This is a genomic window from Methanomicrobiales archaeon (assembly GCA_030019205.1).
In the GTDB taxonomy this organism is placed as follows: Archaea; Halobacteriota; Methanomicrobia; order Methanomicrobiales; family JACTUA01; genus JASEFH01.
The window spans coordinates 26,301-50,393 of sequence record JASEFH010000014.1; the positions used below are offsets into that span (position 1 = coordinate 26,301).

At 66.2% G+C, this 24,093-nt stretch carries 25 protein-coding genes; 17 read left to right on the forward strand and 8 right to left on the reverse strand.

Annotated elements, in window-relative coordinates:
• Window positions 1-113: 113 nt before the first annotated feature.
• From QMC96_08610 to QMC96_08620, 3 genes are all read right to left on the reverse strand, one after another.
• Entirely contained in the window at window positions 114-2,378 is a 2,265-nt protein-coding gene (locus tag QMC96_08610; GenBank protein ID MDI6876816.1) for a DEAD/DEAH box helicase, read from the reverse strand.
• Window positions 2,368-3,444, reverse strand: a complete 1,077-nt coding sequence (locus QMC96_08615) for a ribonuclease H-like domain-containing protein (protein ID MDI6876817.1) — start codon at window positions 3,442-3,444, stop codon at window positions 2,368-2,370. Before QMC96_08615 ends, QMC96_08610 begins: the two co-directional genes overlap by 11 nt.
• 132 nt (window positions 3,445-3,576) lie before the next feature.
• Window positions 3,577-4,074: a hypothetical protein gene (locus tag QMC96_08620; GenBank protein MDI6876818.1), complete on the reverse strand. Its 498-nt coding sequence runs from the start codon at window positions 4,072-4,074 to the stop codon at window positions 3,577-3,579.
• Between the two features lie 336 nt (window positions 4,075-4,410).
• On the opposite strand from QMC96_08620, the gene QMC96_08625 reads away from it, so the two are divergent.
• Complete coding sequence (locus QMC96_08625) at window positions 4,411-5,412, forward strand: hypothetical protein (GenBank protein MDI6876819.1); 1,002 nt, start codon at window positions 4,411-4,413, stop codon at window positions 5,410-5,412.
• A gap of 102 nt (window positions 5,413-5,514) precedes the next feature.
• On the opposite strand, the gene QMC96_08630 is transcribed toward QMC96_08625, so the two are convergent.
• The gene (locus QMC96_08630; GenBank protein MDI6876820.1) at window positions 5,515-6,417 is read right to left on the reverse strand and encodes a UbiA family prenyltransferase; all 903 of its coding nucleotides are present in this window, start codon (window positions 6,415-6,417) and stop codon (window positions 5,515-5,517) included.
• A gap of 206 nt (window positions 6,418-6,623) precedes the next feature.
• On the opposite strand from QMC96_08630, the gene QMC96_08635 reads away from it, so the two are divergent.
• The gene (locus QMC96_08635) at window positions 6,624-7,133 is read left to right on the forward strand and encodes a hypothetical protein (protein MDI6876821.1); all 510 of its coding nucleotides are present in this window, start codon (window positions 6,624-6,626) and stop codon (window positions 7,131-7,133) included.
• Here QMC96_08635 and QMC96_08640 read toward each other — a convergent pair.
• Entirely contained in the window at window positions 7,130-7,357 is a 228-nt protein-coding gene (locus tag QMC96_08640; GenBank protein ID MDI6876822.1) for a DUF1724 domain-containing protein, read from the reverse strand. The genes QMC96_08635 and QMC96_08640 overlap by 4 nt on opposite strands.
• Window positions 7,358-7,375: 18 nt before the next feature.
• Complete coding sequence (locus QMC96_08645) at window positions 7,376-7,942, reverse strand: winged helix-turn-helix transcriptional regulator (protein ID MDI6876823.1); 567 nt, start codon at window positions 7,940-7,942, stop codon at window positions 7,376-7,378.
• 178 nt (window positions 7,943-8,120) lie between these two features.
• Here QMC96_08645 and QMC96_08650 point away from each other — a divergent pair, with 178 nt between their 5' ends.
• Together QMC96_08650 and QMC96_08655 are read left to right on the forward strand one after the other, a co-directional pair.
• Window positions 8,121-8,768, forward strand: coding sequence for a type 1 glutamine amidotransferase (locus QMC96_08650; GenBank protein ID MDI6876824.1), 648 nt, complete (start codon window positions 8,121-8,123; stop codon window positions 8,766-8,768).
• Window positions 8,762-9,538: a TIGR01458 family HAD-type hydrolase gene (locus QMC96_08655; GenBank protein ID MDI6876825.1), complete on the forward strand. Its 777-nt coding sequence runs from the start codon at window positions 8,762-8,764 to the stop codon at window positions 9,536-9,538. Before QMC96_08650 ends, QMC96_08655 begins: the two co-directional genes overlap by 7 nt.
• Here QMC96_08655 and QMC96_08660 read toward each other — a convergent pair.
• Both QMC96_08660 and QMC96_08665 read right to left on the reverse strand, forming a co-directional pair.
• Window positions 9,507-10,448, reverse strand: coding sequence for a site-specific DNA-methyltransferase (locus QMC96_08660; protein MDI6876826.1), 942 nt, complete (start codon window positions 10,446-10,448; stop codon window positions 9,507-9,509). The genes QMC96_08655 and QMC96_08660 overlap by 32 nt on opposite strands.
• Window positions 10,449-10,486: 38 nt before the next feature.
• The gene (locus tag QMC96_08665; GenBank protein MDI6876827.1) at window positions 10,487-10,624 is read right to left on the reverse strand and encodes a hypothetical protein; all 138 of its coding nucleotides are present in this window, start codon (window positions 10,622-10,624) and stop codon (window positions 10,487-10,489) included.
• Window positions 10,625-10,778: 154 nt separating this feature from the next.
• On the opposite strand from QMC96_08665, the gene QMC96_08670 reads away from it, so the two are divergent.
• The 13 genes from QMC96_08670 to QMC96_08730 are packed head-to-tail and all read left to right on the forward strand — an operon-like array spanning window position 10,779 to window position 24,085.
• Complete coding sequence (locus QMC96_08670; GenBank protein ID MDI6876828.1) at window positions 10,779-11,513, forward strand: ABC transporter ATP-binding protein; 735 nt, start codon at window positions 10,779-10,781, stop codon at window positions 11,511-11,513.
• Window positions 11,495-12,610: a SufD family Fe-S cluster assembly protein gene (locus tag QMC96_08675; GenBank protein ID MDI6876829.1), complete on the forward strand. Its 1,116-nt coding sequence runs from the start codon at window positions 11,495-11,497 to the stop codon at window positions 12,608-12,610. The genes QMC96_08670 and QMC96_08675 overlap by 19 nt, the downstream gene beginning before the upstream one ends.
• A 16-nt stretch (window positions 12,611-12,626) precedes the next feature.
• Window positions 12,627-13,289: a protein-L-isoaspartate(D-aspartate) O-methyltransferase gene (locus tag QMC96_08680; GenBank protein MDI6876830.1), complete on the forward strand. Its 663-nt coding sequence runs from the start codon at window positions 12,627-12,629 to the stop codon at window positions 13,287-13,289.
• Window positions 13,286-13,927: a cyclase family protein gene (locus QMC96_08685; GenBank protein ID MDI6876831.1), complete on the forward strand. Its 642-nt coding sequence runs from the start codon at window positions 13,286-13,288 to the stop codon at window positions 13,925-13,927. The genes QMC96_08680 and QMC96_08685 overlap by 4 nt, the downstream gene beginning before the upstream one ends.
• A complete protein-coding gene (locus QMC96_08690; protein MDI6876832.1) occupies window positions 13,911-14,516 on the forward strand; it encodes a hypothetical protein in 606 nt (201 codons plus the stop codon). The genes QMC96_08685 and QMC96_08690 overlap by 17 nt, the downstream gene beginning before the upstream one ends.
• Window positions 14,517-14,554: 38 nt before the next feature.
• On the forward strand, window positions 14,555-15,805 hold the full coding sequence (locus tag QMC96_08695) for a phosphopentomutase/phosphoglucosamine mutase (GenBank protein MDI6876833.1): 1,251 nt from the start codon (window positions 14,555-14,557) through the stop codon (window positions 15,803-15,805).
• 46 nt (window positions 15,806-15,851) lie between these two features.
• On the forward strand, window positions 15,852-17,051 hold the full coding sequence (locus QMC96_08700) for a sugar phosphate nucleotidyltransferase (protein ID MDI6876834.1): 1,200 nt from the start codon (window positions 15,852-15,854) through the stop codon (window positions 17,049-17,051).
• Window positions 17,052-17,058: 7 nt separating this feature from the next.
• Window positions 17,059-18,210 (forward strand): sugar phosphate nucleotidyltransferase, encoded by a 1,152-nt coding sequence (locus QMC96_08705; protein ID MDI6876835.1) that lies wholly within the window; start codon window positions 17,059-17,061, stop codon window positions 18,208-18,210.
• Window positions 18,211-19,950 carry a glutamine--fructose-6-phosphate transaminase (isomerizing) gene (gene glmS / locus QMC96_08710; GenBank protein ID MDI6876836.1) on the forward strand — a complete coding sequence of 580 codons (1,740 nt, stop codon included), beginning with the start codon at window positions 18,211-18,213 and terminating at the stop codon, window positions 19,948-19,950.
• Window positions 19,947-20,537, forward strand: coding sequence for an acyltransferase (locus QMC96_08715; GenBank protein ID MDI6876837.1), 591 nt, complete (start codon window positions 19,947-19,949; stop codon window positions 20,535-20,537). Before glmS ends, QMC96_08715 begins: the two co-directional genes overlap by 4 nt.
• Complete coding sequence (locus tag QMC96_08720) at window positions 20,537-21,628, forward strand: DegT/DnrJ/EryC1/StrS family aminotransferase (GenBank protein MDI6876838.1); 1,092 nt, start codon at window positions 20,537-20,539, stop codon at window positions 21,626-21,628. Before QMC96_08715 ends, QMC96_08720 begins: the two co-directional genes overlap by 1 nt.
• A gap of 2 nt (window positions 21,629-21,630) precedes the next feature.
• Window positions 21,631-22,578: a Gfo/Idh/MocA family oxidoreductase gene (locus tag QMC96_08725; protein ID MDI6876839.1), complete on the forward strand. Its 948-nt coding sequence runs from the start codon at window positions 21,631-21,633 to the stop codon at window positions 22,576-22,578.
• A 34-nt stretch (window positions 22,579-22,612) separates the two neighbouring features.
• Window positions 22,613-24,085 carry a nucleotide sugar dehydrogenase gene (locus tag QMC96_08730; protein MDI6876840.1) on the forward strand — a complete coding sequence of 491 codons (1,473 nt, stop codon included), beginning with the start codon at window positions 22,613-22,615 and terminating at the stop codon, window positions 24,083-24,085.
• Window positions 24,086-24,093: the final 8 nt, after the last annotated feature.

The following is a 24,093-nucleotide window of genomic DNA, read 5'->3' on the forward strand; positions in this document are numbered from 1 at the left end:
AAATGCGGAATTCCGCTTCTCCCCTGCGATACTATATGAATTGTCCCTAGATAAACCCGTGGGAATTCGTCGCGGGAATCGGCACCCGAACCGGAAACGGCGTCCGGGGAGGATCAGGTGCCGGCGGATCGCCCCTCCAGGCTCACGGTCAGCCCCTCGAGGAGCCGCACGGTCGCCGGTTTGTCAAGGGGCTGGTTGTCGTTGCCGCACTTGGGGGAGTAGATGCAGGACGGGCAGCCCCGTTCGCAGCGGCAGTCCAGCACGAGCTCCGCTGACATGCGGGCGATCTCGCCCAGGATCTCGTAGGCCTTCTCGGCGAGCCCGATGCCCCCCTCGACGCCGTCGTAGACGAAGACCGTCGGCTGACCCGTCCCGGGGTGGAACGTCGTCGAGACCCCGCCGATATCCCGGCGGTCGCACATCACGTGGAAGGGCAGCATCCCGATCAGGGCGTGCTCGATCCCGTGCAGTCCGCCCGCGAAGTCCATCCCCGCGGCGGCGAGTTCGAGACCTCTCTCCGCGGGGACGGTGAACCAGACCGCCGCCGTCTCGAAGCGCAGCGGCGGGAGGTCGAGCGGCTCCATCCCCACCACCTCGTCGTGGCGCATGATCTTGTAGCCCGTGTACTGCTCGGTGACTTCCACGAATCCGAACGAGAGGGAGGTGCCGTCCAGGTCCTCCCTCCTCTCCTCCCGCAGGATGACCAGATCGACCGACTTCATCGGACGCGTGTAGTAATCGGCATCCGTCTCCCGCACCTGGATGTTGCGCCCCTCCCGGTCGAACTCCCGCACGATGTAGGAGTCGCCCTGGTGCAGAAGGATCGCTCCCGGATGGGCCTCGCGGAACGCCTGCGCCGTCCCCAGCGTCTCGAGCAGCCGCCCGTCGCAGCTCACGCGGAAGGTGTCCGCCGACACGCTGTCCAGCTTCACCGCGTCGACCGCCCTCCCCCGCCCGGCGTACACCCATCCGCGGGGGGTCTTCCGAAGCAGCCCGCAGCCTTCGAGCGCGGCGAGCGTCTCCTCGCCGCAGCCCGGGAAGAACTCCGCGTCCCGCTCGGGGCGGAGAGGGAGCTCCGACGCGGCGCAGAGTAGATGCCCGGCGACGATGTGGGGGTTCTTATCGTCCACGATCGCATGTTCGTGCGGCCGCCCGAAGAAGGACGCCGGGTGCCGCATGAAGTACTGGTCGAGAGGGTTCTCGAAGGCGACGAGCATCGCGATCGAGTCGTCCTGTCGGCGCCCGCCCCGCCCCGCCTGCTGCCAGACCGACATCATCGTGCCCGGATACCCCGAGATGATCACCGCATCCAGCGAGCCGATATCGATCCCCAGCTCGAGTGCGTTGGTCGCCACCACCCCGCGGAGCTGGCCCGTCTTCAGGCGGTTCTCGATCTCCCGCCGCTCCGCGGGGAGGTAGCCCGCCCGGTACGCCGTCACCCAGCCGCTGCGGTCCCGGGGGAGCTCGTCCCGCGTCCACCGCGCGATCAGCTCCGCCATGCGGCGGGAGGTGGAGAAACAGAGCGTCTGGAGACCGGCGTGCATGCACGCCAGCAGGAGATCCCGCGTATGCAGGTGGGTGGAGCGCCCCCCGCCACCATCGCTGCAGGGGTTGTAGAGGATGAACCGCTTCCGTCCCCGGGGCGCCCCGTCCCCGGAGACGGGGGAGAAGCGGAGGCCCGTCAGCCTCCCGGCGAACTCGACCGCGTTGGCCAGGGTGGCGGTGGAGAGGACGAACTGGGGATTGGAGCCGTAGAAGCGGCAGATCCGGCGGAGGCGGCGGATGAGGAGTGCGATGTTGGACCCGAAGACCCCGCGGTAGCGGTGCGCCTCGTCAACCACGACGTACTGCAGGTTCGAGAGGAAGCGGCTCCACTTGTGGTGCCAGGGGAGGATCTGATGGAGCTCGTAGGGGTTGCTGATCACGATGCGGGCGATCTCCCGGATCCTCGGCCGCCGGGCGGCGGGGGTGTCCCCGTCGTAGACGGCAGCCCCCACGGGGATGCCCGAGAACTTCTCCAGCTCCTGGATCGCCTTGAGCTGGTCGTTTGCCAGCGCCTTGGTGGGGTAGAGGTAGAGGGCGGTCGCCTGCGGATCGGTGGCGAAGCGCTCCAGAATGGGCAGGCTGAAGGCCAGGGTCTTCCCCGAGGCGGTCGGCGTGGTGATGACGATGCTGGCCCCCTGGCGGATCAGGCGGATCGCCTGGCACTGGTGGCTGTAGAGGCGGATCCCCCGGCGGTCGAGGTAGGCCTGGAGCTCGGCGGGGAGATCAAGGGTTCCATACTCCCCCTCGCGCCCCGGCAGAACCTCGACGTGGGCGACGTGCCCCCGGAACCGCCGATCCCGCTGGAGCGTGCGGATGAGATCGTCAGTCGTCATGCATCGCCTCCAGGAGCCGCGCGTAGAGGCGGGCGAGGGTGACGACATCCTGGCGGTTGTGCTCGACGATCGGGATCAGCGGACCCGGGCTGCCCGTGCGGCGGTAGGCGTCGTAGAACTCCGGCACCATCTGGCTGGGCACGTCGTCTCCGCGCTGGTGGTTGAAGAGGTTCCGCTCCAGCGTCGCGAGGCGGCAGTCGGGCAGGCGGCCCTTCCACTGGCGGCGGGAGAAGTGGAGCATGTCGAAGTGCGGTCCGCAGGCGTCCATCGGGATCCCGTAGTACGCCGCCCGCTCCTGCAGGTAGGGGAGGTCGAAGGTCTTTCCGTTGAAGGTGACCAGCGCCCGGGCGCCGCCGTTCAGGTGGGCGAGCGCGGCGGCGAGGGCCGCCGGCTCCTCGGCGACGTCGCGGATCAGGTACTGGTGCACCGTCAGCCGCTCGCCCTCCAGCGCCCCCATCCCGATCAGGATGATCGGCCGCGAGAAGAGCCCGAGGGTCTCCAGGTCCAGGAAGACCATCTCCTCCGGGTCCAGCAGGCGGGACGTGTCCAGCATGCGGGGATGCGTGCGCCTCCGGGCCATCCACTGCACCAGGCCGCGCACGTCCCCGCCATCCAGCCGCTGCAGGAACGCCCGCGCGTCGCCGCGGAAGCGCGGGTGGCGCAGGAGATCCTCGATCGTGCGGTAGCCCCGCCCCTGCAACCGCCGGGCGGTGACGGGCCCGATGCCGTGGATGAGCGTGAGATCGGAGAGGAGGCGTCTCCTGGGATCGCCCCGCCCGGGGAGCGAAAGCGGCGCGGTGTCCCGGGTCTGCAGGTGGTAGCACCTCCCCGCCCCGTTCTCCACTTCATCCCCCGGCAGCGCATCCTCGAGTGATCCTCCGGCCCATTCCCGGATCAGGTCGTCCCTCAGGCGACGGGCCGCGTTGTAGCTGCTCTCGTAGAGGAACGAGTCCGAGAGACTGGTGCGGAATACGCTCCCGTCACGGACCACCGCGTACTCCTGCAGAGCTTCGATCCTCTCCTGCCACCGCCGGCTGATGCGATCGGGGGACGGGAAGCTCCGCATGGCCACAGGTTCCGGTGCTACCCGCTCCCTACTTGTAGGTGCGGGCTGTGGAGCGAAAGTATCGGATCGGTCACCGCGGATACTGCCGTGCGAGGGGCTGTGTCAGCGTGGAGGCGTGAGGATCCCGCGCGATCAGGCGCTCCTGCGCGCGATGTTCATCTGGCAGTGATCCTCGCCCAGGCACATCCCGCTCCGGAACTGGAGCGCATACGCCGGGTTCATGCCTTCCACCGCCGCCGAAGCGAAGGCCCTGCAGGACGTGCATGCCCGTTCCGGCTCCCCGCCCATCTCCCGCGTGCAGTTCAGGAGCGGGCACTCCAGCGTGTATACCACCGCCACGTCGTCGGACGACCGCATGAGCCGGGTCTCGAATTCCGGGCCGTAGACGACGCGGGATATGGCTCTCAGCGCCTCGGCGATCTCCCGCGCGTTCCTGACGGGCATGCCAAAGGCGCTGGCGTAGACTCCCGCGTCCGCCCCCCGCTCCCGCCATATCCGCTCCACGATGCCCGCGTACTGCTCGCCGAGCGCCGTCTCGAGGGCCATCTCGTAGCCCATGGTCAGCGCGGAGACGGATCTGGTCGCGATCCTCCAGCGGGCCTCGATCGGTATCCTTTCGGTATCTGCCATTCTCCTCCTCTCCAGAAGCGACGCAGTCTCCCTGCCCTTCCCGCAGATCCGGCGGCTCCCTGCTGCAGCCCGATGCGAGTCCTGCGGCAGAAGAGTCGCCCGGCCCCTCCTGTTCGGGGCAGAGGGGTCTGCACCGCAAGTACCTCCTCCATGGTTATATACATTCCCTATGCATTCCCCGCGGCGGGAACCCTCCGCGGACAGCAGCGTTTCCCCGTCGCTGCCGGGAACCCGTCCTGCCGCTGGCGACAGGGAACAGGGTCATGGAAAACACTCTTAAATGAGAAGTGCAATTGTGGCCTGACTCCGCCGCAGCAGTGCGGACGAGGGATGCGGATGGCAGAGAGCGTGCAGACACTCGCGGTACTGGCGTTTCTGGTCCTGATCGCCGCTGCTGGCTGCACCCTGGCTGTTCCGTATCCCGCGCAGCGGGTCGTCTACCCGGCGGTCGTTCCGCTCGAGACGGGCAGCATCCAGGTCCCGCCGTTCTCCTTCTCCTACGGCGATTCGATCGAGAGCATCGTCCTTCCCATCGACGCGTCCGTGTACTTCGGGGCGAAGTACACGGACAAGAATGCGACCCTCTACGGTTCGGTGGAGAAGCAGGACTGGCTGCCGGGCTACTACGCGGCGTTCATGTTCGATCCAGCCCAGGAGGAGTTCTTCTCGGGCATGATCGGCCAGATGCGCGGGATCCGGGATCGGAAGGCCCTGGACGGGGACGAGTACCTGGAGGTGATGACGGCGTTCGCCCAGTCGATACCCTACAGGACCGACAACCAGGACAGCCCGCCCCGCTACCCCATCGAGACGTTCGCGGACAGGGGCGGGGACTGCGACGACAAGAGCCTGCTGCTCGCCGGGCTGCTGGCCCGGGAGGGCTACAACGTCTCGCTCTTCTACTTCGAGCCTGAAGAGCATATGGCGGTGGGGGTCGCCGGGCCCGGCTGCAGCTACCGGGGCATCCCCTATGCCTACATCGAGACGACCCAGAGTTCTCCTGTCGGCGTCTCCCCGCGGACGCTGGCGGGAGGCATCCCGCTGGACTCGGAACCCCTCGTCATCCGCGTGGGGAACGGGAGCGCCGTCTACGGGAGGTGCGGGGAGATCCGGCATATCGAGGCCGGCCTTTCGGCATCCCGGGACCGTCTCGACGCGCTGGCATCGGAGATCGCACTCGCGGAGGCGGAGCTGCCCTCCCTCCTCGCGGGCGGCAACCTGAGCGGGTATCTCTCCGGCATCTCCCGGTACAACGCCCTCCTCGGCGAATACAGCGAACTCGTGAAGGGACAGGCGGGTATTTGGCGCCGCGGCACGGAGGGGGGCGCCCCTCGGTGAGACAAAGGCAGCCAGCCGCCTTCATGTCTCAGAGACCAGGTCCATCCTGGCGTTTCCGGGGGTGTGCAGCCCCCCCTCTCCGCCATCAGAGGGAGGATCCCCTCACCCCACCACCAGAAGGTTCGCGAGACATACCAGGCTGCCGAACCAGATGAACTGACCGTCGGCCATCAGGTCGCATACGACCTTGGTGAGGTTGATCCTCTCAAAGGAGAAGATGTAGACCTGGGCGTAGAGCATGGCGATGACCAGCAGGATGGTATGCATGATCGGCATGACAGCCAGACTGATCCAGAGGATGACGATGCCGAAGAGGGCATTCAGGAGCGTGAGCAGCAGCCGGGTCCTCTGCAACCCGAGCAGGACGGCGACTGTCCTGACACCGGATGCCGCATCGCCATCGATATCACGCATATCGAAGAGAGTTGTGTTGATGAACACGAGGGAGAAGAAGAACATGCCCACGACGAGGGTCACGAGCGTGGGTTCGGCGCCGAAGGCATAGACGGGCAGGAGTGTCGGCGGGGCTGACCAGGCGATCGCCACCGTGAGATTCTTGACAAGCGGTATCTCCTTCAGTCTCCGGTACGGCAGCGACTTCGGCAGGACAGGAACGCTGTAGAGAATGCCGCTCATCAGGGGGATGGCCGCAACCGCCGCCGTCAGCAGCCCGTGGAATCCGGCAAGAACGCAGGCGAGAAGGTATCCGAGCAGCGAGGTCCAGAAGAGGGGCTTCTCGTACTTCTTCGTGAAGGCATACCGCTGCAGGTGGTTGATCGAATCCTCCTGCTCGTCCGTTTTGCGGTTCATGTTGTAGACCGAAAACGTTATAATGAACCCGATGCCAAATAGGGTGAAACTGAACGGCATTCCCTGGAACATAGACGAGACGTATACCATCGCCCCGGCGGCGATGGACAGGTATACGGAGCTGTACATCAGAAGATCCAGGACATCCCAGAGAGCGAAGGAGGTCCTGGGTGTAGAGTACGCTTCGACAGGCATGCATGTATTTTAAACTATGGGAATAACATTCATTCCGATCAATAATATTCATCGGAGCGATGAATCTTCGTTATCGTGAAAAATTTACACCGAGACTCCGTACAATTCTTCTGTACGTTAAAAATTGCCTCCCGAGTGAAGATGCATCTGTCCGGTGGTGCGAAACCGAAAAATATCCAGTTCACATGATGCAGCGAGGATCGTGCATGGAAGAGTGCAGCCCGAGCCGCATGGGAGAACTCCTCATGGAGATGCTCCTGGTTCATATGGCCTGCAGTTCACGGGCAAACAGAAAGACAGGCATAGCACCGCTCTACAAGAGGTTGCTGGAAACCTATGGGATAACGGTGAACGTGCTGGAAGTGGACCTGCTGGAGCTCAGAAGGGAAGGGAACAAGATACAGCATCAGGGTACATTCAAAATCGATCTCGTCAGGAACGTCGGCGTAGAGGGGAGAGTTCGATCGGAAGGCCGTTTCACGGCGATATTCAACGAGGGCGGCGCAATCCGAATAGAATACGAGGGAGACAACTTCAGGATGGTATCCTCCATTGCGAACGTTGGTACAGAAACCGGCAATATCGTCTACCAGATCAGCGAAGTGACCTCCGCCTACGGAAAGTCGCCATTTGACTCGCTTGCGCTCGAGAGAGCGGATGCATGCCCGGAATGCGATGCCGGAGGGGACAGCGTCCTCCATCCGGATCGTGCCTAGGCCGAGAACCGACGGGACCTCTCCTTGAAATAGTTGAACAGATCCTGTGCCCAGCGAATGGCATCCGGATCGAAGCTGAAGAGGTCCGTCGTCGTATCGTAGGCAATGCCATCCGGTTTGTAGAGACCCAGGGACAGCCCCTTATCCGTCACCGTAAGCCCCACCTTCAGGGGACTCTCCAGGATATAGAGTCTTCCGTTCGGATACTTCTGGAACTCCTGCATGCTTTCTGCATACGGTTCCTAGAGGAACTTGTTTGCCAGATCCGCACTGACGATGATCTCCACGGGGATGCCTGCCCTCACCTTGGCGGCGATCGCCTCGAAATGGCCCGCGCTCGTCACGGGGGAGAGGATCGATATGCGGCTGCCCTCCGTTACCAGCTGAATGAAATGTGCATAGACGTTGAACAGGTCCACGTTGGTATCTGCAATCACCTGTGCATTGTACAAGTCCCCGAGCCTCTGGAGAAACGGCAGGGGGATCCCCTCCAGGTGGTGGGAGGTCCAGAAGTCGCGGTGCCGTTTGATCGCCGCACCGGAAAGGATCAGGCTCTGCATCTTGCCCTCTACGATCCGCCCCAGAGGCGTCAGCCGGTACTCGTGCTCCACGGCTTCGATAAAGCGGCTGGACTCCAGTTTGCGGATCTTGGGAAGAAGAGCCTGCGACGTGCTCCCCGTTATGGTTCGGAGGTCGGCAAGGGTCTTGTTCCCCTCCCCGAGTGAGAGCATGATCTGGATCTGCAGACGAGAGCGGAATACCGACTGGATCTCGCTTCCTGTTCTGTTGTAGATCTCAACGGGGTTCATCGGACTCTCCCTGACCCTCTGGTCTTCAGTGTAGTATTGCTCAATAAGGTAATTAATATTAATCAATCCAGCGAATCGCAGCGGTTGCTCTGAACCGGTCAGGCTCTTTCGCGTTCTCCGTCCCGGTTCCTGCCGGCGACGATCAGGTTCATCCTCCCGGGCGGCCTAACTCTCCTGCATGATCGCCATCCTCCAGCACGGGCCGGAAGAGCCTCCCGCTCTCATCCAGGAGATCCTGCGGGAGCGGGGAGAACTGCATGCGTGCATCCCGCTCTACGATACGAACGAGGTTCCCGCCCTCGATGCCGGCGGCGTGATCGTCCTGGGCGGGCAGATGAGCGCGAACGACGAGCAGGATCATCCCTTCCTGAAGCCGGAGAAGGAGCTCATCCGGGACTGCGTCCGCAGCGGCAGGGCGGTGCTCGGGGTATGCCTGGGTGCCCAGCTGATTGCAGGCGCCGCGGGAGCACGGGTGTACGGCGGAACACGGGAGGCGGGGTGGAGAGCGGTGGAGCGGGTCGGGGCGGACGCCTTCGCCGTCCCGGAGCGCTGCATGGTCTTCGAATGGCATTGCGAGACCTTCGATCTTCCGCAGGGTGCACGCCTGCTCTACCGCGGCAGTGCCGTCGGGAACCAGGCGTTCACCCTTGGATCCGCGATCGGGGTTCAGTTCCACATGGAGGTGACGGGAGACCTCATCCGGCGGTGGATCCGTGATCTCAAGCCGGGCGAGCGCGATGCCATCCTGCGAGAGACGGAGCGGTACCTGCAGCAGAGCCAGGATCTCTGCAGGAAGTTCGTGGATGCGTTCATACGGAGGTGTTGAGTACGGGGATCCGGGCGTTGTTGATCGATCTCGATGGAGTGCTGTACGTGGGCCGGGATCCCGTGCCAGGGGCTCGGGAGGCCATCGGATTTTTGCAGGAGAACGGCTACCGCTATCGGTTCGTCTCCAACACCACGCGGAAGTGCCGGGCGGCCATCGCGAGGCACCTTCAGGGGATGGGTTTTCCCGTGGACGAGCGCCAGATTCTCACCCCGGCCGTGGCGGCCGCGGATCGCCTGCGGCGGCAGGGTGTTCGGGAGTGCTTCTTCCTCACCGCCGGCGACGTCGTCCGGGACTTCGAGAGTGCCGGGATCGCAGCCGGGGAGGGTGCGGACGTCGTGGTCGTCGGGGACGCAGGGGACAACTTCACCTACGGGAGCATGAACAGAGCGTTCCGCAGGATCCTGGACGGCGCAGAGATCCTCGCCCTCGAGAAGGACCGCTACTGGATGAGCCCGGAGGGGCTGGCGCTCTCCGCCGGGCCGTTTGTGGCCGCACTCGAGTACGCGAGCGGGAGAGAGGCAACCCTGATCGGGAAACCCTCGGAGGCGTTCTTCTCCGAGGCGCTGCGGCAGATCTCCGCCCGTGCGGAGGAGACCTCCATGATCGGGGACGACATCGTAACGGACGTGGGGGGAGCCCAGCGGTGCGGCATGCAGGGCATCCTGGTGCAGACCGGCAAGTACCGGCGGGAGGCGGCGGAGAAGTGCGGCATCGTGCCGGAGGCGGTCCTCCCCTCTATCGCGAGTCTTCCCGCGTATCTGCGGTGATCCCACCGCCGTCCTCCCAGCGGAACATCCGCGGCGGCGGGGCGGCGGTGTCCGCGGGATCGTCCGCAGCGTGCAGCCGCCGCAGCGCCGTCTCGCAGTACTCCGGAGAGAGATCGATGCCGATGAACCGCCGACCCAGGCGGCGGGCCACCGCCGTCGTGGTACCGGCTCCGTTGAAAGGATCCAGGACGATGTCGCCGCGGTAGGAGAAGAGCTTCATGAGCCGGCGGGGCAGCTCCTCCGGGAACATGGCCGGATGCCCGTAGTGCTTCATGCGGATCTCGGGAGGGAAGGACCAGCGGGCGATCACCCATTCCTTGAACTCGGCGTCCGTGATGTCGATATCCTCCCGGCGACCGCTCTTCTTGTGCGTCTCCTTGTCGAAGACCTCGATGAACTCCCAGGTGTACTTCAGGTAGGGCATGGAGGGGGACCTCCAGCTCCCCCAGGCGGTGTACTTGGCGTTGTAGTTGTGCTTCTCCCAGAGGATCTCGGCCTTCCAGAGAAAGCCCCGGTCGAGCAGCTGCCGTGAGAGGATATGGTGCGTCGGGATATAGTCGGAGAAGAGCGGCTGGACGTTGACCGCGAGCCGCCCGCCCGGTCTCAGGATGCGGTAGCACTCCGTCCATACGGCGCCCAGCTTCTCGAAGTACTCGTTCCACTCCCTCGTATCGCTGTGGGGATCCTGGGCGTAGGCGTGCCCGAAGTTGTAGGGCGGGGAGGTGATGATGAGGTCGACACATCCGCCGGGGAGGGCGGAGAGAACAGTTACTGCGTCCCCGCAGACGATGGCGTTGACGAAGGGCAGGATGTCGCGGGATTCCGGGCTCGGCACTGCCTGGTTGGCTCCCTTGGTGCCCTTCCGGATCCGCTCTTTGGCGGGTTTGTCCCTCACCTTCTCGGGCCGCATCCCGGTACTACCCCGGATCCGGTAGGGCGCGGAACCGTTTAAGAATAGCCATCGGGATTCCGGCAGGCGAGTTCGCGGCTTTTCAGGTAACTGATCTTGCTCATCTGGCTCCGGCGGCGGACCGGGCGGTACTGTGCGGCTCTCTCCTTCAGGTAGACAAATGTTGCTCCGTTCATGCCATACAGACGGGGGAAGGAAGGTATAAGTCCTTTCAGGGCGTGCGGCGCGAAAGTGTCGGGGTGCGGCTGCTCCGCGCGCCCCTCCGCCCCCTTTCGGGGAAAGGGATAAAACGTTTAATCTTTCAGGGGGCATGTACATCCAGAGTTCCATATGCTCGACATCGAAGACCTGCGGGTTCACGTGGGGGAGAGAGAGGTACTCCACGACATCGACCTGCATATCGGGAAGGGAGAGACCCACGTGCTGATGGGCCCCAACGGCTCCGGGAAGACCACGCTTCTGTTTGCCATCATGGGATTCTCCGGTCCCCGCGTGACCCGGGGACGGATCCTCTTCAAAGGCGAGGATATCACCCATATGCCCATCCACGAACGGGCGCAGCGGGGCCTCGGCATGCTCTTCCAGCGCCCGCCCACCATCGACGGCCTCAAGCTCGGCAAGCTCCTCTCCGTCACATCGCACATGCCCGCGGACGCGATCCAGGAGCACGCCCGCGAGCTCAACATGGAGAATTTCCTGGAGCGGGACATCAACAAGGGGTTCTCGGGGGGCGAGATCAAGCGGAGCGAGGTGCTGCAGCTGACGGTCCAGCACCCCGACTGCCTCCTCCTGGACGAGCCGGAGAGCGGGGTGGATCTCGAGAACATCTCCCTGATGGGGAGCGCCATCGCCCGCCTCCTGGACAAGGACAAGCACATCCTGCACCGCACCAAGAGCGGGCTCATCATCACCCACACCGGCTACATCCTGGACTACATCGAGGCCGACGTGGGGCACGTCCTCTGCGAGGGCGAGATCCGCTGCCACGGCAACCCCCGCGAGATCCTGAAGATGATAAAAGAGCACGGCTACAAGGAGTGTATGGTATGCCAGCAGATGCTGTAGGGGAGAGGCTGCCCCTCACGGAGGAGGACAGAAGACGGCTGGAGCAGACGGGGCTCGATATCTCGATGGAGAGCCGCTGCGGAAGTTACTTCCAGCTGGATCAGGAGATCCTGCAGACGACCTGCGAGAACGAGGGGATCGAGATGATCCCCCTTGCGGCGGCCCTGAAGAAGTACGACTGGCTGCAGGACTACTACTTCAGGGCGGTGCCGCGCGACAGGGACAAGTACACCGAACTCGTGGCAAAGCAGGAGACCCCGCAGGGTCTCGTGGTGATTGCCAGTGCCGGGGCGAAGACCATCCTCCCCCTCCAGGCCTGCCTGCTCCTCTCGAAGTCCCCGGTGCAGACCGTCCACAACATCGTCATCGCCCGCGAAGGGGCCGAGATCCACCTCATCTCAGGGTGTGCGAGCTCGACGCAGGCGGTGTACGGCTCCCACCTGGGTGTGACCGAGTTCTACGTGGGGAAGGGCGCCCGCGTGACCTCGACGATGATCCACAACTGGGCGAAGAACATCAGCGTCTTCCCGCGGAGTGCGGCGATCGTTCAGGAGAACGGCAGCTTCACCTCCAACTACGTCTGCATGCAGCCCGTGCGGACCATCCAGATGTACCCGGCCGCCTCCCTGGAGGGGGAGAATGCGAGCGGGCGGTTCAACAGCCTGGTCATCGCCGCTCCCGGCTCCCGGCTGGACCTGGGCTCGCGGGCAGTGCTCGCCGCGCGGGGGACGAGCGCGGACCTGATCACCCGGGCGATCACAACCGGGGGCACGATCATCTCCCGCGGGCACATCCTCGGATCCGTGGAAGGCTCCCGGGGCCACCTGGAGTGCAAGGGCCTGATCCTAAAAGACGGCCGCATCCACGCCATCCCCGAGATCGAGGGGCTGGTCGTCGGCACGGACCTCTCGCACGAGGCCTCGGTGGGCAAGATCGCGCAGGAGGACATCGAGTACCTGATGGCCCGCGGGCTGACCGAGGAGGAGGCCACGGCAACCATTATCCGGGGTTTCCTCGACGTGAAGATCTCCGGTCTCCCCGATCTGCTGCAGAAGCAGATCGACGCGGCCATCGATGCCGCGGAGGCGGGGTTCTAGGGGGGGAGGCGGTCCCGTGGCGGGAGACGATCCGTACCGGCAGGAGCGGGAGAGGATGGTGGCATCCCAGATCGAGGCGCGGGGGGTCAGGGACCCGCGGGTGCTCGAGGCGATGCGCACCGTCCCGCGCCACCTCTTCGTCCCCGCCGGCTTCGTGGATGCCGCCTACCAGGACAGGCCGCTCCCCATCGGGGAGGGCCAGACGATCTCCCAGCCCTACATCGTGGCGCGCATGACCGAGCTCCTGGAGGTGCAGCCCACGGATCGCGTCCTCGAGATCGGGGCGGGCAGCGGCTACCAGGCGGCGATCCTCGGCTGCCTCGTCGAGCGCGTGATCACGGTCGAGCGGATCGCGAAGGTGGCGGAGATGGCCCGCCGCAACCTCGAACGGCTCGGCATCCGCAACGCCGTCGTGGTCGTGGGCGACGGCACCCTGGGCTACCCCGCGGAGCAGCCGTACGACGCCATCATCGTCACCGCCGCCACGCCCGAGGTCCCGGGACCCCTCCTCGAGCAGCTGGCGGAGGGCGGGCGGCTGGTCGCGCCGGTGGGGGGGAGGGACTACCAGGAGCTCCTGAAGGTGGTGAAAAGGGACGGCAGGCTGCTGCGGGAGAGCCACGGTGCCGTGATGTTTGTCCCGCTGATCGGCGAGTTCGGCTGGGAGCGGGATTACCTATGAGGTTCTTCGACGCGACGCGCCCTCTCGCCGGGGATACGGCGGTCTTCCCCGGCGATCCGGAGATCCGCTTCGCGGTGCACGATTCGGGCGCCAGCCGGATCACGGAGCTGCACCTGTCCACGCACTCCGGCACCCACATCGACGCCCCGCTCCACTTCCTGGAGGGCGGGGCGCCCATCGACCGTGTGCCCTTCTCCTCGCTCGTCGGGCCCTGCCGGGTGCTCGATCTCCGCCACGTCGAACGCCGCATCGGCCCCGAAGATCTCGAGGGGCGGCTGGCGGGTGCGCGGAAGGTTCTCCTGAAGACATGGTACTCGGAACGGCGCTGGTTCACGCCGGAATACCCTCACCTCGCCCCGGCAGCCGCTTCCTGCGCGGTCCAGGCGGGCATCGACTGCCTGGGGATCGACTCGCCCTCCGTCGAGGGGATGGACGGCAGCGGACGGGTGCACCGCACGCTCCTCTCCCGCGGGGTCGCGATTATCGAGATGCTGGACCTGAGCGGGATCGCGGAGGGCGACTACTGGCTGATCGCCCTCCCCCTCCGCCTGACGGGCCTGGACGGCTCGCCCGCCCGCGTGGTGCTCGTTCAGGGGGCTCCGGGCGGGGAGGAGGCGCGGCATGCCGCTGCTGAATGACGCCGTGGAGCGCCTGCGGGAGTCTCTGGAGGGGACCGGTTTCGAGGATCAGTCCGTCACCCTGGCGCGGGCGCCGGATGCAGCCCGCTGCCAGTACAACCGCGGCGTCTGCATCCAGGCGACGTTCGGGGGAAAGACGGGGCACGTCACGACGGACGCCCCCGTGGAGGGCACGACCCGGGTGAGCTTCCTCTTCGGGGCGGCTCTCGCCGCCCCCCGCCAGCGGACCGCGGCCATCGCCGTCCTGAACGCGGTCAGCGGCTTCCTGATGCTGGCGCGGAGGCTCTCCGCCTGCCGCGAGGAGTGCCATGCGCCCTGCCTGGCCCGGCTGCGGGACGAGCTCGCGGGGAGTCCGCTCTACGCGGTCGGGCGTGTCGAGGCGCTCGATCGGGATCTGGCGGTGCAGCTTGTGCCGGATCCCGCACGGGCCGACGTTCTCCTGGTCGGCGCCGACGGCCTCCTCTCGGACGCGGGGCTCCGCGTCCTCGGGGAGCACCGGGAGCAGAAGCGCATCCTCTACCTGGGCCCCTCCACGGCCGGGCTGTCCGCGCTGCTCTCCGCGGAGCACTGGTGCCCCTACGGCAGATGAGAGAGCCTATTAATACGGGAACGTCTTACTCCCCTTCTATGCTCTTCGGCTCATCCGGAATCCGGCGGGAGTACGACTTCGGGCTGGCCGAATTGGCGGTCCGCGTGGGCTCGGCGCTAGCCCGGGGGCGGGAGCGGATCGTGGTGGGGCGGGATACGCGCACCAGCGGTCCGGTCCTCGCCAGCGCGGCGATCGGCGGCATCCTCTCCTCGGGGGCATCGGTGGGGGACGCCGGCATCGCGCCGACACCGGCGATCGCCTTCGCGGCGCGGAACGCGGATGCAGGCTGCATGATCACCGCCTCCCACAACCCGGAGCCCTACAACGGGCTGAAGCTCCTGAACCCGGACGGCTCCTCCTTCGGGCAGAGCCAGCAGGAGGAGATGGAGCGGCTGCTCTCCGGGCAGCACCTGCAGGGCTGGGACGGGCAGGGGAGCCTGCACCCCCTGGACGCGATCACGCCCTACCGGGACGCCATCCTCGGGGCCGCCTCCCTCGCGCGGGAGATCACGGCGGTGCTGGACTGCGGCAACGGGGCCGGCAGCGTGGTCACGCCGCATCTGCTGGGGGACGCCGGGGTCGCCGTCCGCAGCCTGAACTGCAACCCGAGCGGGCGGTTCGCCCGCCCCTCCGAACCCCTCGAGCAGCACCTGCCCTACCTAGGCGGCATGGTGCGGAGGCTGGGGGCCGACTGCGCCGTGGTGCACGACGGGGATGCCGACCGCATGATGGCCTTCGACAACCGCGGGCGCTACATCGACGGTGACCGCATGCTCATGCTCTTCGCGGGCTACCTGGAGTGCCGCCGCGTTGTGACCACGGTCGACGCCTCCATGGCGATCGAGGATCTCGCCGAGGTCCGCCGCACCCCGGTCGGCGACACCTACGTCTCCGAGGAGCTGCGGCGCTGGGGCGAGTTCGGCGGGGAGCCTTCGGGCGCCTGGATATTTCCCGGGCACTCCTACTGCCCCGACGGCCCCTACGCGGCGGCGCTCTTCTGCGAGATCGCATCCGAACGGGACGTCGCCGCGGAGATCGACAGCATGCCCCGCTACCCGATCCTCCGGGACTCCTTCCGCTGCCCCGCGCCGGCGGACGTGCTCCGCGCCCTGGGCGCCGAGAAGCCCACCGACGGCATCCGGCTGGAGGAGGAGGGGGGATGGCTCCTGATCCGGGCGAGCGGGACCGAACCGAAGGTGCGGCTGACCGCCGAGGGGACGACGGCGGAGAAGGCTAGAGACCTCCTCCAGAAGGGGAAGAAACTCCTCAAATCTGCGAAATCTTCTTAAAGTAATGATCATAGTATAGAGTTCTAGAGCACAGGAGCAATCGGGTATGGAGTGTATCGTGCTGGCGGCCGGGGAGGGTAAACGGATGCGGCCGCTCACCGCCAACCGCCCCAAAGTGATGCTGCCCATCGCCAACCGCCCCATGGTGGAGCACCTGGTGCTGGCAGCCCGGGATGCGGGGATCGCGGAGTTCGTCTTCGTGGTCGGCTACGGCGAACGGGAGATCCGGTCCTACTTCGGCGGCGGCGAGCGCCTGGGAATCCGAATCCGCTACGTGACGCAGCGACGCCAGCTGGGGACGGCAGACGCCCTGAAGGCGGCATCGGGGTTCGTCGACGACCGCTTCCTCATGCTGAACGGGGACATGATCCTGAAAAGCGAGGACATCGCCGCGCTCTCCCGATGCGAGCCGCCCTGCATCGCCGTCTGCCCCACGGATCACCCGCAGGACTACGGCGTGGTGACTCTCGAGGGGGATCGGATCGTCAGCCTGGAGGAGAAGTCCTCCGCACCGAAGAGCAATCTCGTCAATGCGGGTGCGTACCTCCTCGACCCGGACGTCTTCGAGCACCTCGAGCAGGTGCGGCTCTCCGGGCGGGGGGAGTTCGAGCTGACGGACGCGATGGAGATCTACATCCGGGAGGAGCGCCTCCGGGCACACCTCCTCTCGTTCTGGCTCGATGTCGGGCACCCCTGGGATCTGCTGGGCGCGAACGCCTCGCTCCTCGCCTCCCTGCCGGGCGATCGGGAGGGGACCGTCGAAGAGGGCGTGGTCCTGAAGGGGAACGTGAGCATCGGGAAGGGCAGCGTGATCGCCGCCGGGACCTACATAGAGGGCCCCTGCATCATCGGCGAGAACTGCCGCATCGGACCCCACGCCTACATCCGGGGGGCGACGTCCATCGGGGACGGCTGCCACATCGGCCACGCCACCGAGATCAAGAACTCAATCGTCATGGCCCGCACGAAGATCCCCCACTTCAACTACGTGGGCGACAGCATCGTGGGCAGCGGCTGCAACTTCGGGGCCGGCACCAAGATCGCCAACCTGCGGCACGACCGCCGCACGGTGCAGGTCTGCGGGACGGACAGCGGCAGGATCAAGTTCGGGGCGATCGTCGGCGACGACGTCCAGTTCGGCATCAACTGCTCGATCAACGTGGGGAGCGTGATCGGTTCCGGAGTGCTCGTCGCGCCGCACTCCCGGGTCGAGGGCTGCATCGAGAGCGGGACACAGATACGGTAGGGAAACGATGCAAGCGGTTATACTGGCTGCCGGGGAAGGAACCCGTCTGCGCCCCCTCACGGGCAGCAGACCCAAGGCGATGATCCCCATCGCCAACCGTCCGATCATCGGCTACGTGATCGACTCCCTGGTGAAAAACGGGATCCGGGACATCATCATCGTCATCGGATACAGGAAAGAGCAGGTGAGCACGTACCTGAACCAGCTGGACATCCCGGTGACGGTGGTGGTGCAGGACCGCCAGCTGGGCACCGCCCATGCCCTGAAGGCGGCGGAAAAGGAGATCCGCGAGGACTTCCTGCTGCTCCCCGGCGACAACTACATCGACCCGAAGTCCATCGCCCGCATCAAAGACGAGACGAACGCGATGCTGGTGAAGGAGCACCCGAACCCCTCGAACTTTGGAGTCGTCGTCATCAGCGGGGACCGGATCGTCGACATCGTGGAGAAGCCCGAACTCGCGCCCACGCATACGGTCAGCACCGGCATCTTCTCTCTCCAGAAAGATTTTATCCAGCACCTGAATAGAACGGAGATTCCGGATGTCGTCGGCTGCATGCTCAAAGAGGGGTTCCGCATGAAGGCGGTGTACGCCGAAGACTGGCAGGATGCGATCTATCCCTGGGACATCCTGAAGCTGAACGCGCAGCTGCTCAAAGGCGTGGCCTCCCGGCGGGGCGGCACCCTGCACGGGAGCGTCACCCTGCAGGGCCCGGTCAGCATCGGGAACGGCACGGTTATCGGCCCCAACACCGTCGTCTACGGTCCGGTCGTCATCGGCGATGACTGCCGCATCGGTCCGAACTGCTGCATCATGCCCCAGTCCAGCATCGGGTCGCGGGTGGAGATCGAGCCGTTCAGCCTTCTCGGCAACGCGCTCCTGATGGACGATACCCGGATCGGCTCCCATTCCCGCATCTGCGACATGGTCGTGGGCAGCGGCTGCGTGCTGTCGGACCACACCACGAGCCGCCAGGACGAGACGATCTTCAAGATCGACAGCGGACTGCACAGGGCCCGCTTCGGCGCCATCCTGGGCGACCGGGTGCGTGCCGCCCCCTTCACGGTCTTCCGGAACTGCATCGTGGGCAACAACGTCGCGATTCGGGAGGGGCGCACCATCACGGGGCAGGTCCCCGAGGGAGTCGTGGTGATCTAGGTGTGCGGGATCATCGGGTATATCGGGCGGCGGGACGCGGCTCCGGTGCTGATCCAGGGCCTCCGGAAGCTGGAGTACCGGGGCTACGACTCCTTCGGCATCGCCACGGTCGGGTCGAGTCTCGAGGTGGTGAAGCGCGCGGGCAAGATCTCCGATGCGGCGCTCTCCGGCAATCGCCTGCACGGCAGGGTGGGCATCGGGCACACCCGCTGGGCCACCCACGGCGAGCCGAACGACAGGAACGCCCATCCCCACGTGGACTGCACAGCCTCCATCGCCGTGGTCCATAACGGCATCATCGAGAACTTCATCGAACTGCGGAAGGAGCTCGCTGCCCGCGGCCACACCTTCCGCTCCGAGACCGACACCGAGGTGATCGCCCACCTCGTCGAGGAGAACTTCGAGGGCGACCTGCTCTCGGCCGTCGAGGCGGCGATCGGCAGGCTGCACGGTTCGTACGCGCTGCTCGCCATCGCCCGGGACGACCCCCGCATCGTCGCCGCCCGGGAGAAGAGCCCCCTCGTTCTCGGGATCGGCGACGGGGAGCTCCTCGCCGCCTCGGACATGACCCCGCTCCTGGAGTACACCGAGCGGGTGATCTTCCTCGAGGATGGCGATGTCGCCACGATCGAGGCGGAGAGAGTCGAGATCCGGAACCGGGGGAGGGTCGTCGAGCGGCCCCTGGAGACGGTGAACTGGGGCATGGAGGACGTCAAACTGGGCGCCTTCGAGCATTACATGCTGAAAGAGATCTACGAGCAGCCGCAGGTCTTCTACGAGACGTTCCGTTCCGCGGCGGACCCGGAGATCAGCGGGATGTTCCGGGGCAGCTCCTCCGTGACCGTGGTCGCCTGCGGGACGTCGCTCCACGCAGGGCTGATCTTCAAGTATCTTCTGGAGGGGCTCTGCGGCATCCCCGTGCGCGTGGAGTTCGCCTCCGAGTTCAAGTACTTCACCCCGCCGCTGCGGGAGCTGGTGATCGGCGTGACGCAGTCCGGCGAGACCGCGGATACGCTGGCGGCCCTGCGGAAGGCCAAGACATACAACTGCCCGACGCTCGCCATCACCAACGTGCAGGGCAGCACCGTGACCCGGATCGCCGACCGCACACTGCTCATGCGGGCCGGCCCGGAGATCGGGGTGGCGGCGACGAAGTCGTTCATCGCCCAGATCGCGGTGTTCATGCAGATAGCGAACGCGCTCTGCGACGGCGAGCTCACCGACGCGCTCTCCCGCGCGCACCTGGCGATCAGCGAGGCGCTGTCTCTCGACGTGACGGAGGGGGTCGAGCTCTGCAGGCGTGCCGATCATATCTTCTTCGTGGGGCGGGGCCCCTTCTACCCCGTCTCCCTGGAGGGCGCGCTGAAGATGAAGGAGATCTCCTACATCCCGGCCGAAGGTTACGCCGCCGGGGAGCTGAAGCACGGGCCGTTCGCCCTGCTGACGCCGAAGACGACGGTCGTCGCCGTCTGCCTTCCCGGGAACACCTACGGGGTGATGCTCTCGAACATCAAGGAGATGAAGGCGCGGGGGGCGCCGGTGATCGCGCTCGGCGAGCGGGGGGACACCCAGCTTGCCGAGGTGGTGGACATCTTCATCCCCCTGCCGAAGACCTCCTACCTGGTCGGGCTGCTCACGTCGAGCGTCGTCTTCCAGCTGCTCTCCTACCACACCGCACGAGCGCTCGACCGTGACATCGATAAACCGAGAAATCTTGCCAAGAGTGTGACTGTCGAATGATGGAGTACGGCACGAACCGCCTCGGAGAAGGGGCGACAATCTTCGAACCGGTAACGCTGGGGTTCCCCTCCCGCTCGCGGATGGGCAGCGAAGGGTATCCGGGCACTACCGTCGGCAGGAACGCGGTGCTGCGTTCCGGAACGATCCTCTACTGCGACGTGACGATCGGCGACGACTTCTCGACCGGCCACAACGTGCTGGTGCGGGAGATGACGCGCATCGGCGACCGGGTCGCTCTGGGGACCGCCACGATCGTGGAGGGCCACTGCACCATCGGATCCGACGTGCGGGTCCAGAGCATGGTGTTCATCCCGACGCACACCACGATCGGGGACCGGGTCTTCATCGGGCCGAACGTGGTGCTGACGAACGATCGATATCCCCCGCACGGGCGGCCGGAACTGCGGGGACCGACGCTGGAGGCCGGCGCGACCATCGGCGCGAACGCCACCATCCTGCCGGGGCTGACCGTCGGGGAAGGCGCGCTGGTCGCCGCCGGTGCCGTCGTGACACGGGACGTCCCGCCCCGCATGCTCGCGATAGGCGCTCCCGCCCGGATCCGCGCACTTCCCGAAGGGGTGCAGTGATGCAGATTCCTATCGCCCGCCCCGCCCTCGGGCAGGAGGAGGCGGAGGGGGTGCTGCAGGTGCTCCAGTCGGGCATGCTGGTGCAGGGGAAGCTGGTCGCCGAGTTCGAGCAGCGGTTCGCCGACTACTGCGGCACCCGCGGCGCGGTGGCCACGAACTCCGGCACCGCCGCCCTCCACGCGGCGCTCCACGCCGCGGGCATCGGCCCCGGGGACGAGGTGCTCGTGCCGTCGTTCACCTTCTTCGCCACCGCGAGCAGCGTCTCGATGTGCGGCGCGACGCCGGTCTTCGTGGACGTGGACCGCTCCACGTTCAACATCGATCCCGCGAGCCTGGCAGAGCACGTCACGCCCCGGACGAAGGCGGTCGTCGGGGTCCACCTCTTCGGTCAGCCCTTCGATCTGGCGGCGGTGCAGGAGATCTGCGAGGATCGCGCCCTCCTCCTCGTCGAGGATGCAGCGCAGGCGCACGGGGCGACGTACGGCGGCAGGAAGGTGGGGAGTTTCGGGATCGCCGGCTGCTTCTCCTTCTACGCGACGAAGAACATGATCACCGGCGAGGGGGGCATGGTCACCGCGGACGACCCCGCGTTCCTGGAGCGGGTCCGCCTCTTCATCAACCACGGGCAGAGCCAGAAGTACCTGCACACCACACTCGGCTACAACCTCCGCATGACGGACCTGGAGGCGGCGATCGGGCTGGTGCAGCTCCAGAAGCTGGAGGGGTTCAACGAGCGCCGCCGCCACAACGCCGATTACTACGATCGCCATATCCGCACACGGGGGCTATCCCTGCCGTTCTGCATGCCCGGCGTGCGGCACGTCTACCACCAGTACGTGGTGCGGGTGGAGGAGTCCTGCCCCCTGGCGCGCGATGCCCTGTCGCAGTACCTGAACGGGCGGGGCGTGGGGAACGCTGTCCACTACCCGATCCCCCTCCACATGCAGCCGCTCTACCGCTCTCCGTCCTCCAACGGGCTGTGTCCCGTCGCGGAGAGGCTGGCGGCGCAGGTGCTCTCCCTCCCCGTCCATCCCGGGGTGACGGACGAGCAGCTGGACTACGTCTGTTCGGTCCTGAACGAGGTCGGCTAGCCATGGATGTCGGTGTCATCGGCGTGGGGGCGATGGGGCGCAACCACGTGCGCGTCCTCTCCGAGCTCAAAGACGTGGACCGGCTCTACGTCCACGATCCGGACGCCCGGGCGGCAGAGTCCGCCGCAGCCGCCTGCGGGGCGATCCCCTGCAGATCGTCGGAAGAACTGCTCGAACGGGTGGACGCCGTGAGCATCTGCGTCCCCACGCCCCACCACCACACCGTGGCGCTGGAGGCGTTCCGGCGGGGGGTGCACACGCTCATCGAGAAGCCGCTCTGCGCCAGCACCGCGGACGGCGCCGATCTGATCGCGGCGATACCGGAGCACCTGGTCGTGGGCGTGGGCCACATCGAGCGGTTCAACCCGATCGTCGAGGAGATCCGGCGCATCAACCGCAACCCCCTCTACGTGGAGCTGAAACGGCACAATCCCGCATCCGCCCGCATGACGGGCACATCGGTCGTGGAGGACCTGATGATCCACGACATCGACATCGTGTTCCACCGCCTCTTCGGCGGGCCCTACCAGCTCTCGAGTGTCGGGAACGACGACTTCTGTTCGGCGCTGCTGAAGTTCGGCCCGACTCCCGTCTACCTGTCCGCGAGCCGGAAAGCCTCCAAGAAGATCCGCATGATCTACGTGGAGGACGAGGAGTGCTCGGTGGAGGGCGACTTCATGACCCAGGAGGTCTTCGTCTACCGCAAGCCCGAGAAGTACAGCCTGCGGGACGGGCGCTACATCCAGGAGAACATCATCGAGAAGGTGCTGGTGAACAAGGTGGAGCCCCTGAAGCTGGAGCTGGGAACGTTCGTCCAGTGCATCCGCCGGGGGAGCGAGTTCCCCGTGACGCCGCAGCAGGCGCTCCACAACCTGCGGATCTGCGAGGAGATCCGGGCGGGCAACTTCGGAATCCGCGATGCGGCCGCGACTGCCGCCGCATCCGGATAGCTTGAAATATTCACGGGATACAGGTCTTGGCAGAATGAGCGAGAGACTGGCTGCACTGCTCAGGGAGCGCGGTCCCATACGGAGGATCGGTGTCGTCGGCATGGGATACGTGGGGATCCCGGCCGCTGCGCTTTTTGCGGACTCGAAGGCATTCGATTTCGTGTACGGGTTCCAGCGGGCATCGTCCACCTCCGGGTACAAGGTGGAGATGCTGAACCGCGGGGAGAGTCCGCTCCGGGGAGAGGAGCCCGGCCTGGCGGATCTCATCGCGAAGGTGGTCCGCGCCGGGCGGTTCCGCTGCACCTCGGACTTCTCGAAGGTCGGCGATCTCGACGCGGTCACGCTCGCCATCCAGACGCCGTTTGCGAACCCGAAAGACCTGGAACCGGACTTCAGCGCGCTCTTCGAGGGGCTGAAGACGGTCGGGCGGCACATCACGCCCGGCACCCTGGTGGTGCTGGAGTCGACGGTCACCCCCGGCACCACGGCGGGGGCGGCGCGGGAGGTCCTGGAGTCGGAGTCCGGTCTCCGCGCCGGGGAGGAGTTCGCCCTCGCCCATGCGCCCGAGCGGGTGATGGTCGGGCGGCTGCTGCGCAACCTCCGCGAGCACGATCGCATCGTGGGAGGGATCGATCCGGTCAGCACGCAGAGGGCGGTCGAGCTCTACTCCCCCATCCTCACCGCGGGGAGGGTCATCCCCATGACGGCGACGGCCGCCGAGGTGACCAAGACCGCCGAGAACACGTTCCGCGACCTCCAGATCGCCGCCATCAACGAACTGGCCCTCTACTGCGAGGCGATGGGCATCAACGTCTACGACGTGCGGGCGGGCATCGACAGCCTGAAGGGCGACGGGATCACCCGCGCCGTCCTCCACCCGGGCGCGGGCGTGGGCGGGCACTGCCTGACCAAGGACACCTACCACCTGGAGCGGGGCGCCCGCACCAGCGGGGGCCCGCTGGACTACCCCGAGGGGCGGGAGTCCCTCTTCACCCTGGCGCGGGCGATCAACGACTTCATGCCCCGCCACATGTTCACCCTCACGGCGGAGGCTCTCGCACGGATTGGCAAGCGGCCTGCCACCTCCCGGGTCGCCCTCCTGGGCTGGGCCTTCATCCGCAACTCGGACGATGCACGGAACACGCCGGCCGAGCCGTACCGGGACCTGCTGCTCGATGCCGGTGCCGAGGTCCGTGTCCACGATCCCTACGTGGAGCACTACCCCGATGTTCCGATCCTCCGCGACATCCGCGAGGCGCTGGACGGCGCGGACGCCGTCGCCATCTTCACCGACCACCGTGAGTACGCCGCCCTCTCTCCGTCCGCTCTGCGGCAGGCGATGGGGACGGAGCACCCCGTCATCGTCGACGGGCGGAACGTCGTGGATCCGGATCTCTTCATCGGTGCGGGGTTCGTCTACAAGGGCATCGGGCGGGGCGACAAGAACAGCCATCCCCTCCCGCTTCGATCCCGTGCCGGAATCGAAGTGCGGCAGACCAACTGCTAAATAGCATC

What these genes read in the sequence shown, in the direction of transcription:
- QMC96_08610 (MDI6876816.1), bottom strand. Translation starts at nt 2,378, where the DNA reads ATGACGACTGACGATCTCATCCGCACGCTCCAGCGGGATCGGCGGTTC.
- QMC96_08615 (MDI6876817.1), bottom strand. Translation starts at nt 3,444, where the DNA reads ATGCGGAGCTTCCCGTCCCCCGATCGCATCAGCCGGCGGTGGCAGGAG.
- QMC96_08620 (MDI6876818.1), bottom strand. Translation starts at nt 4,074, where the DNA reads ATGGCAGATACCGAAAGGATACCGATCGAGGCCCGCTGGAGGATCGCG.
- QMC96_08625 (MDI6876819.1), top strand. Translation starts at nt 4,411, where the DNA reads ATGGCAGAGAGCGTGCAGACACTCGCGGTACTGGCGTTTCTGGTCCTG.
- QMC96_08630 (MDI6876820.1), bottom strand. Translation starts at nt 6,417, where the DNA reads ATGCCTGTCGAAGCGTACTCTACACCCAGGACCTCCTTCGCTCTCTGG.
- QMC96_08635 (MDI6876821.1), top strand. Translation starts at nt 6,624, where the DNA reads ATGGAAGAGTGCAGCCCGAGCCGCATGGGAGAACTCCTCATGGAGATG.
- QMC96_08640 (MDI6876822.1), bottom strand. Translation starts at nt 7,357, where the DNA reads ATGCAGGAGTTCCAGAAGTATCCGAACGGAAGACTCTATATCCTGGAG.
- QMC96_08645 (MDI6876823.1), bottom strand. Translation starts at nt 7,942, where the DNA reads ATGAACCCCGTTGAGATCTACAACAGAACAGGAAGCGAGATCCAGTCG.
- QMC96_08650 (MDI6876824.1), top strand. Translation starts at nt 8,121, where the DNA reads ATGATCGCCATCCTCCAGCACGGGCCGGAAGAGCCTCCCGCTCTCATC.
- QMC96_08660 (MDI6876826.1), bottom strand. Translation starts at nt 10,448, where the DNA reads ATGCGGCCCGAGAAGGTGAGGGACAAACCCGCCAAAGAGCGGATCCGG.
- QMC96_08665 (MDI6876827.1), bottom strand. Translation starts at nt 10,624, where the DNA reads ATGAACGGAGCAACATTTGTCTACCTGAAGGAGAGAGCCGCACAGTAC.
- QMC96_08670 (MDI6876828.1), top strand. Translation starts at nt 10,779, where the DNA reads ATGCTCGACATCGAAGACCTGCGGGTTCACGTGGGGGAGAGAGAGGTA.
- QMC96_08675 (MDI6876829.1), top strand. Translation starts at nt 11,495, where the DNA reads ATGCCAGCAGATGCTGTAGGGGAGAGGCTGCCCCTCACGGAGGAGGAC.
- QMC96_08685 (MDI6876831.1), top strand. Translation starts at nt 13,286, where the DNA reads ATGAGGTTCTTCGACGCGACGCGCCCTCTCGCCGGGGATACGGCGGTC.
- QMC96_08690 (MDI6876832.1), top strand. Translation starts at nt 13,911, where the DNA reads ATGCCGCTGCTGAATGACGCCGTGGAGCGCCTGCGGGAGTCTCTGGAG.
- QMC96_08695 (MDI6876833.1), top strand. Translation starts at nt 14,555, where the DNA reads ATGCTCTTCGGCTCATCCGGAATCCGGCGGGAGTACGACTTCGGGCTG.
- QMC96_08700 (MDI6876834.1), top strand. Translation starts at nt 15,852, where the DNA reads ATGGAGTGTATCGTGCTGGCGGCCGGGGAGGGTAAACGGATGCGGCCG.
- QMC96_08705 (MDI6876835.1), top strand. Translation starts at nt 17,059, where the DNA reads ATGCAAGCGGTTATACTGGCTGCCGGGGAAGGAACCCGTCTGCGCCCC.
- QMC96_08715 (MDI6876837.1), top strand. Translation starts at nt 19,947, where the DNA reads ATGATGGAGTACGGCACGAACCGCCTCGGAGAAGGGGCGACAATCTTC.
- QMC96_08720 (MDI6876838.1), top strand. Translation starts at nt 20,537, where the DNA reads ATGCAGATTCCTATCGCCCGCCCCGCCCTCGGGCAGGAGGAGGCGGAG.
- QMC96_08725 (MDI6876839.1), top strand. Translation starts at nt 21,631, where the DNA reads ATGGATGTCGGTGTCATCGGCGTGGGGGCGATGGGGCGCAACCACGTG.
- QMC96_08730 (MDI6876840.1), top strand. Translation starts at nt 22,613, where the DNA reads ATGAGCGAGAGACTGGCTGCACTGCTCAGGGAGCGCGGTCCCATACGG.